General features: G+C 48.7%; 9 protein-coding genes and 1 tRNA gene. 5 read left to right on the top strand and 5 right to left on the bottom strand.

The window, feature by feature from the left end; translation table 11 throughout:
• Nucleotides 1–380: 380 nt before the first annotated feature.
• The 5 genes from ACESLU_RS08580 (at nucleotide 381) to ACESLU_RS08600 (ending at nucleotide 4,780) form a co-directional block, all read left to right on the top strand.
• A complete protein-coding gene (locus tag ACESLU_RS08580; protein ID WP_372637918.1) occupies nucleotides 381–1,157 on the top strand; it encodes an SDR family oxidoreductase in 777 nt (258 codons plus the stop codon).
• Between the two features lie 117 nt (nucleotides 1,158–1,274).
• Entirely contained in the window at nucleotides 1,275–1,703 is a 429-nt protein-coding gene (locus tag ACESLU_RS08585) for a secondary thiamine-phosphate synthase enzyme YjbQ (RefSeq protein ID WP_372637921.1), read from the top strand.
• Nucleotides 1,704–1,965: 262 nt separating this feature from the next.
• Nucleotides 1,966–2,592: a carbonic anhydrase gene (locus tag ACESLU_RS08590; RefSeq protein WP_372637924.1), complete on the top strand. Its 627-nt coding sequence runs from the start codon at nucleotides 1,966–1,968 to the stop codon at nucleotides 2,590–2,592.
• Between the two features lie 191 nt (nucleotides 2,593–2,783).
• The gene (locus tag ACESLU_RS08595; protein ID WP_372637927.1) at nucleotides 2,784–3,950 is read left to right on the top strand and encodes a 3-hydroxyacyl-CoA dehydrogenase NAD-binding domain-containing protein; all 1,167 of its coding nucleotides are present in this window, start codon (nucleotides 2,784–2,786) and stop codon (nucleotides 3,948–3,950) included.
• 68 nt (nucleotides 3,951–4,018) lie between these two features.
• Entirely contained in the window at nucleotides 4,019–4,780 is a 762-nt protein-coding gene (locus tag ACESLU_RS08600; RefSeq protein WP_372637930.1) for an enoyl-CoA hydratase/isomerase family protein, read from the top strand.
• A gap of 160 nt (nucleotides 4,781–4,940) precedes the next feature.
• On the opposite strand, the gene ACESLU_RS08605 is transcribed toward ACESLU_RS08600, so the two are convergent.
• From ACESLU_RS08605 to secF, 5 genes are all read right to left on the bottom strand, one after another.
• Entirely contained in the window at nucleotides 4,941–5,201 is a 261-nt protein-coding gene (locus ACESLU_RS08605) for a GIY-YIG nuclease family protein (protein WP_372637933.1), read from the bottom strand.
• A 66-nt stretch (nucleotides 5,202–5,267) separates the two neighbouring features.
• Nucleotides 5,268–5,339, bottom strand: a tRNA-Gly gene (locus ACESLU_RS08610).
• Between the two features lie 411 nt (nucleotides 5,340–5,750).
• Nucleotides 5,751–7,025 (bottom strand): adenylosuccinate synthase, encoded by a 1,275-nt coding sequence (locus ACESLU_RS08615; RefSeq protein WP_372637936.1) that lies wholly within the window; start codon nucleotides 7,023–7,025, stop codon nucleotides 5,751–5,753.
• Between the two features lie 69 nt (nucleotides 7,026–7,094).
• Nucleotides 7,095–7,439 (bottom strand): STAS domain-containing protein, encoded by a 345-nt coding sequence (locus tag ACESLU_RS08620; protein ID WP_372637938.1) that lies wholly within the window; start codon nucleotides 7,437–7,439, stop codon nucleotides 7,095–7,097.
• 172 nt (nucleotides 7,440–7,611) lie between these two features.
• Nucleotides 7,612–8,086, bottom strand: a 475-nt coding sequence (gene secF, locus ACESLU_RS08625; RefSeq protein WP_372637941.1) for a protein translocase subunit SecF, incomplete at its 5' end; no start/stop codon positions are given.

An 8,086-nucleotide genomic window follows, 5' to 3' on the forward strand; every position in this document is an offset into this window, starting at 1 on the left:
CGTCCTGTACTACATTGCTTTTGTTTCGGGCAGCGTGTTAACACCTGCGTCTTTTAAAACTAATGAATTATGATTATTTATGGATATGCGCTAACCTCATACCCCTTCACAACGGTCTTGGGGAAAACAATCCCTGCTATAACTACCTGAAAAGTAATGACATGCACTGTATTGCGGCGCCGGTTGAATCCGGCAAGCGGGATAACGGATACTACATCAGGAGGTCAGGAGGCGGACGGATCCGGGGATCATTGCGGGAAGCTTGCTAAAGGTCTCCTGCCGCACTAACCGGGATTTTGGCATGAATGGCGTGGAACAGTTACCTTAATAATCTTCAATAATTTTCGTCAAAAATTAAAACTTCTTTATTATCAAAAACCATGGATTTAGAAATTACTAATCAACGATTTATCGTGTGTGGAGCCAGCAGCGGGTTCGGACGCGCTATTGCTGAACGGCTGCTCCGGGAGAATGCTTCAATTATCGCCGTAGCCCGGCGTGAAGAAAAACTGCAGGAGCTGCAAGATGATTTTGGGGACCAGGTCGTCATTGTAGCGGGCAACCTGTTGCAGGAAAGCACGCATAACGATATTGAAGGCGCTATCGGCAATAAACCCTTGCATGGTGCGGTATTCAACGCTGGCGGTCCCCCGGCCCTCACCCCGCTTGAAACGGCTATGCCCGACTGGGATAAAGCATATGATAGCGTGACCCGCTGGAAAATCGAGCTCTCCCAGCGGTTGGTCTCATATTTTACCAAAGAAAATTACGGCCGCATGCTTTTTATCGAAAGCAAGTCGGTTAAGCAGCCGATTCCCAGCCTTGTTCTGAGCAACGCTTTCCGTGCCGCGATAGTGGCGTACGCAAAATCACTCTCTATCGAAATCGCCAAACAAGGCGTCACGGTAAATGTACTGGCCCCCGGCTCGCACGATACGCCCGCGATCGAACGCGTGATCCAAAAAAAAGTTGATGAATCCGATCAATCCTTTGACGAGGTAAAGGAGGCGATGGAAGCCAGCGTGCCTGTGGGACGTTTTGGCAAGGCCGAAGAAATTGCTTCTCTGGCAGCATGGCTTCTTTCTCCACACGCCGGCTACGTAACGGGACAGACGATCAGCCACGACGGCGGCAGTATCAAAGGCATTTTCGGGTGACGCAGTTATCAGTTATCAGTTATCAGTTATCAGTTATCAGTTATCAAAAACCAAACAATGCTATCTGTTTCAGGCAAAATTAATTCCTATTTTTCGTTTCAAATGTAAAAATCAAACATGTGGTTTCAACAACAGATAACACTTTCCCCCAGATCAAGAGGATTCCATATCATTACGGATGAAATACTCGAAAAGATTCCCGAGATCAAACAGATTCGGACGGGACTTGCGCACATCTTCATCCAGCATACCAGCGCGAGCCTGACGATAAACGAGAATGCCGATCCCTCCGTGCGGCGGGACTTTGCCTCCCATTTCAAGCGGATGGTACCCGAGGATATGTCCCTGTATGAACACACCCTCGAAGGCCCCGACGACATGACCTCACATATCAAAAGCTCGCTGCTCGGCTCTTCGGTAAGTATTCCTGTCACCGGTGGGACCCTTAACCTGGGTACGTGGCAAGGCATCTATCTGTGTGAGCACCGGAACCGTGGGAGACGCCGCAAGCTGGTGGTGACCCTGCAGGGCGAGGGAGAAGGATAATCCGTATCACAGAAAAATGATAACCCAATAACACTGAAGGGATAAAACGTACGTGTCTATCTCCACACCGTCCAAATTACGCTCAGCCGCACGGTAGCCAAACATGCCAAACAGCCCGGCGATTGAGCTCACCCTCATTTCCTCTTGCTAATGAGCGCTAAAATCAGTAGGCTTTTAGCCGAATGTATCCAATGATTCCTAATCATGCATGAATAATTCAGTTTATATAGTACTCAAAATGCACTAAAAGAATAAAGTAGCCATGGATATTGATCAAATTTTTGAAAATAATCGCCAGTGGGTAGCGGATAAACTGGAACTGGACGAACATTATTTTGAGAATCTGTCTAAGGGACAAAATCCGAATATTCTCTACATTGGATGCTCCGACAGCCGGGTGTCTGCGGAAGAACTCATGGGCGCTCATCCGGGGGACGTTTTTGTACACCGGAATATCGCCAATATGGTGCCCAATACCGACCTGAGTGCCATGTCAGTCATAGATTATGCCGTAACTCACCTTGAAGTTGATCATGTGGTGGTATGCGGACATTATTACTGCGGCGGGGTAAAAGCGGCTATGGAATCCGCCGACCTGGGACTCCTGAATCCATGGCTCAGGAATATCAGGGATGTTTACCGCCTGCATAAGGAGGAACTCGACAATATGGACGACGAGGAAGAACGATACAAACGGCTGGTTGAGCTCAATGTACAGGAGCAGTGTATCAATGTGCTGAAAACTGCTGATGTCCAAAAAGCCTATAACAAGCGATCCATGCGGGTCCACGGCTGGGTGTTTGATATACACAGCGGCAAACTCATTGACCTCGAGGTGGATGTTGACGAAATACTGGAGGACATCAGGGAAATATACCGGCTTTCCTGATCTCCCCGTAGTATTTGCAAAATATATTGCAAGAGTCTTTTGCAAAAGCCTGCCGCGTGCTGTTGAAGTGCTCACATATGGGATATATGCTGTGATTTCAACCTCCCTCTGGCCTTGACCTTTCCCGATGCTTCGGGACTGGTTTTTCAAAGGCTTCTTAAAAATGAAATAAACTTCATATAGTAAATAATATGGACAAGGAAATTATCGGTGTTCTGGGGGCCGGGACCATGGGACAGGGTATCGCCCAGGTTGCCGCCGGTTGCCATCATAAGGTATATCTCTACGATGCCTATCCCGATCAACTGGGAAAAGCCAGGCATACGCTACGGACAACTATGCAGCGGCAGGTTGAAAAGGATCGCATGCTCCAACAAGAAGTGGACGATATTATGAATCGCATCCACTTTGCAGATGATCTTACAGGCTACGGCCGGTGCGACCTGGCGGTTGAAGCCGTTGTTGAAGACCTGGAAATCAAGCAGGATGTCTTTCGCCGCCTGGAAGGTATCGTTTCCCGCGATTGTATCCTTGCAACAAATACCTCCTCCCTCTCCATTGCGTCTCTTTCATCGGTCCTGAAAAAACCGGGACGGTTTCTGGGCACCCACTTTTTTAACCCTGCGCCCCAGATGCCGCTCGTGGAAATTGTGCCTGGCATCTCCACCTCGGCCGGGACCGTTAAAAAAACCCGTAGGCTCCTTGGAAGCTGGAAAGACCACACCGTTTTGGCTAAAGATACGCCCGGATTTATTGTCAACCGGGTGGCACGACCCTTTTTCGGCGAAGCCCTGCGTCAGCTTGAAGAAGGAGTAGCCGATGTGTCTACCATCGACTGGGCGATGAAGGAGATCGGCGGCTTTAAAAGGGGTCCCTTCCAGCTGATGGACTTCATTGGGAACGATATCAATTACAAAGTTACCGTGACGATCTTCGAGGAGTTTTTCTACGATCCGCGCTTCAAACCCTCTCTTATCCAACAGCGGATGGTTGAAGCCGGCCACCTGGGCAGGAAATCGGGCAAAGGGTTTTATGAGTACGGAGACAACGAAAAAGAGCAGGTTCCAACAAAGGATCGGGACGTCGGCCAACAGATTGTGAACCGCATCCTCACCATGCTCATAAACGAAGCGGCGGATGTCGTCTTTATGAATATTGCCGCCGCTAAAGAGGTGGACCTGGCGATGACCAAAGGCGTACCTTTTCCCAAAGGTCCGCTCGAATGGGCCGATGACCTCGGGCTCATGAATGTACTGGATCGCCTTACCGGCCTGCAAACGGAATACCGCGAGGACCGGTATCGTCCGAACCCGCTGCTGAAAAAAATGGTCAGGAACAATGAGACGTTTTATGGATGAAACCTTAAAATTCCCCGGAAAAACACCCTGTCTTATGTAACCCGTGGCCCGAATCATTCCACAAAATTATGCCTGAAACCGGAAAAATAACGACCCGTACCGAAAACAACATCGGAACCATTTCGTTTTACCATCCCAAAGGGAACGCTCTGCCCGGGAAGATGCTGAGAAACCTGGCAGAGGCCATTACCCGATTGGGAAGAGAAAGTGATACCCGAGTTTTAGTTCTTAAGAGCCGCGGCGAAGGTGCTTTCTGCGGCGGCGCTTCGTTTGATGAGCTGATGTCCATCGACAACTACCAGGAAGGCAAAGACTTTTTTATGGGATTTGCAAACGTCCTTAATGCGATGCGAACCTGCTCAAAATTGACTATTGTGCGCATACAGGGCAAAACAGTCGGGGGCGGAGTCGGTATTGCGGCAGCCGGAGATTATGCGGTGGCCCACCAATCGGCCTCTGTTAAACTGAGTGAACTGGCCTTGGGGCTCGGACCTTTTGTAGTGGGACCCGCGGTCGAGCGAAAAATCGGGATCTCCGCTTTCAGCGCCCTTGCCATGGATGCGGGCAGCTGGAAAAAGGCCGACTGGGCCGAGGCGAAAGGACTTTTTTCGAAGGTCTGTGCAACCCACGATCAGCTTGATGAGAAAGTTGAAACGCTGGCCGAACAGCTATCAGGATACAGTCCCGATGCTATGGAAGAGCTCAAAACGATGTTATGGAAAGACACCGATGACTGGGAGTTGCTGCTGGAAGAGCGGGCGGAAATAAGCGGGCGCCTGGTGCTCTCCGACGTTACCAAAGAATTTATCGAACAATTCAAAAACTCGTAACGGGTTCTATCCCGAAGACCCTGACTGTGAGCATGGCGAACCACAACCACGTCCAGGAAATACCAAGAACAGTGCTAGATCGAAAAAGTTTCCCGACGACAAACGCAATTATTTAAAACGGTAACCATTATAACAAAAAAGCTTTTACTGTACCTGGAATCTACACTTCGTTTTCTGCAGAGGAAATCAGTCGTTCAATAAAGGATCGGCTTTTCTGGCGTTTAATAAATAGCTCCCACTTAATCGCCTCGCTCTTGGTAGCAAAGTTCTTCTTGTAGACAAGTTCCCAGGGAATGCCCGCTTTCGTCGATCGCGTCCACTCATCATTATGGCGTGTTACGCGTTTGGCAGCCCCGACAGAGGTGTGCCCCGTGTAGTATTGGTCCCTTGATGCGCTATACATGATGTACGTCTCAAACATCTCCACTCCTGATTTTAAATAAAAAAAGTCTTTGCAAACGAACCGGCTGCAAAGACTTTTTCCTTGAGCGGGAAACCGGATTCGAACCGGCGACCCCAACCTTGGCAAGGTTGTGCTCTACCACTGAGCTATTCCCGCTTGGTACATTCATTACTTCAACTCCATTCCCGGTTGGCTGTTCTTCTGAGACCCCAACCTTGGTCCCGAATCCTCGGGATGCTCTACCACTGAGCTATTCCCGCTTGGTACATTCATTACTTCAACTCCATTCCCGGTTGGCTGTTCTTCTGAGACCCCAACCTTGGTCCGGGACGCTTTACTGCAAGGCTGCTCCCGTTTGCCAAAGAGTTCCAAATATAAGGCGATTAATCTATATATATCAACTCTATTTTTTTGAGGCTGTGCACAACTGTCCTTTTTAGCCAATCACTGTGTTTTCACACCTTCAGCATCCTCTCAGGTATCCTATGCGGGATGGTTCTGAATGCAATCAGGGGTTGATACTGATTAAACTTTCTGGTTTTACAAAGCCTTTTTAAAATAACATACCTAAACGACGATCGTTTCGCTGCGATCGGGTCCCTTCGACAAGATCGTCAAATCCACATTCAGGTACTCCTGTATGAAATCAATATATTTTATGGCTTCACCCGGCAGATCATCAATGCTCTCGCATTCCTCAAGCGATTGCTGCCAGCCCGGCATGGTGGTATACTGCGGCTCCAGTTCCTCAATATCCGGGAGATCTACCGGGAAAACGTCGGTTTGCTCGCCGTTAACCACGTAGCTCGTGCACAGTTTGATTTCCTCGAAATCATCCAGGATATCAAGCTTGGTGAGGGTCAGTTCATTAATGCCATTCACCCGAACGGCATATTTCAGCGCAACCAGGTCCACCCATCCACAGCGGCGGGGACGCCCGGTGGTAGCCCCGAATTCCTGTCCCGCTTTGCGCAGCTGTTTCCCGGCATCGCCCTGAAGCTCAGTCGGGAAAGGTCCGTTCCCCACCCGCGTGCAATAGGCCTTGGAGATACCCATCACCTTGTCTATGGCCGTGGGCGGTATGCCGGATCCCGTGCAGGCTCCACCTGCAGTGGGACAAGAGGACGTCACAAAGGGATAGGTGCCGTGATCGACATCCAACAGGCTTCCCTGGGCACCTTCCAGTAAAATTTCCCGCCCGTTTTCAATAGCCTCATGCAACAGCGCACTGGTATTGGTTATATACGGGCACAGTGCGTCCGCCGCCTCCAGCAGTGCTTCAACGATAGGTTCCGCTTCAATGGTATCATGCTTATACACATGCTCCAATGCATCGTTGATATCGGCTATATTGGAGGTGATCTTCTGGCGCAGTTGCCGGGGATGGAAAAGATCCGACATGCGAATCCCCACCCGGGAAACCTTGCTTACATAAGCGGGACCGATACCACGTCCCGTCGTTCCTATGGCATCATCACCCCGGTGTTCTTCTTTAACCTGATCCAGCAATTGATGATAGGGCAAGATGACGTGGGCGGCGCTGCTGATCTTCAGGCGATCCTTCAGATTACCGCCCAGGGTCTCCACTTCTTCAATTTCATCCAGCAGGGCAAGCGGATCAATTACGACACCATTGCCTATCACACAAGCAGCATCACCATTGAAAATTCCGGAAGGGATGAGGTGTAACACGATCTTCTTGCCGTCGAACTCCAGCGTATGTCCGGCATTGGCCCCTCCCTGATACCGGACTACGTAATCAGCCTCTTTACTGAGCAAGTCAACAATTTTACCTTTTCCTTCATCGCCCCACTGAGCACCTACCACAACACGAATAGACATAGTATTGTATTAATTAGACATAAAAAAAGGGGTGACGTCACCCCTCCTTTAATAAAAGTTAATAAGAGTTTATTCCTTTGAATACGACTTAACCGCTTCATCGAGCGATTTGAAATGCTTGAAAACCGTTATAAGCTTCGTAATGACCAGCAGGCTTTCAATCTTGTCGGTCGCATTGGCAATGCGAAGATCTCCACCGGCTTTACGCATGGTTGTCAATCCCCCGATCAGCATCCCGAGTCCCGAAGAATTCATGAATTTAACCTTACCCAAATCAGCCACGACATTGGTTTTATCCTCCTCAATCAGTTCATGCAATTTTTCATTCAGGCTGACCGCATCCGGTCCGCCCATCACATTTCCTTTAAACTCAATTACCACGCAGTTATAACGTTCTGATACATTAAAATTCATATCTAAAATCTCCTGTTTACTTTTTTTGGGAATTTATATTTAGTTGAAGGCCGATACGGCAGCTTTATGCCAAGACAATTATGCCCTGCTTAATGATTACGATTTCCAACGCTACGTTGTTACGGTCTCATTGCAATATAATTCTTTGCAATAGGAAATTCTTCCAAAAATTTTATGCATTTTTTTTCCTCTTATGAAGTTCGACAACCATGGAGCTGGCAACAAACAAGGAGCTGTAGGTACCAATAATGACACCAAGCATCAAGGCAAAAGAGAAACCCTTTAGCACTTCACCGCCGAAGATAAATAGGATCGTCACCACAAAAAAGGTAGTAACCGACGTAATAACAGTGCGGCTAAGGGTATCGTTGAGGCTTTTGTTGACCATTTTATCATGGTCCATCGTTTTATACAGCAGGCTGTTTTCCCGGATACGGTCGAAGACCACCACCGTGTCATTCAGCGAATAACCGACAATCGTCAGAAAAGCGGCTATAATCGCCTGGTCGATCTCCATACTGAAAGGAGCGATTTCAGCAAAAATCGTAAAGATCCCCAGAACAATCAGCACATCGTGGAACAGGGCCGCAACCGCCCCCGCCGAGTAGGTCCAGTTCTTAAAACGAATGAGGATATAGAGAAAAACA

Origin of the sequence: Fodinibius sp., assembly GCF_041642155.1 — a bacterium.
Taxonomy (GTDB): domain Bacteria; phylum Bacteroidota; class Rhodothermia; order Balneolales; family Balneolaceae; genus Fodinibius.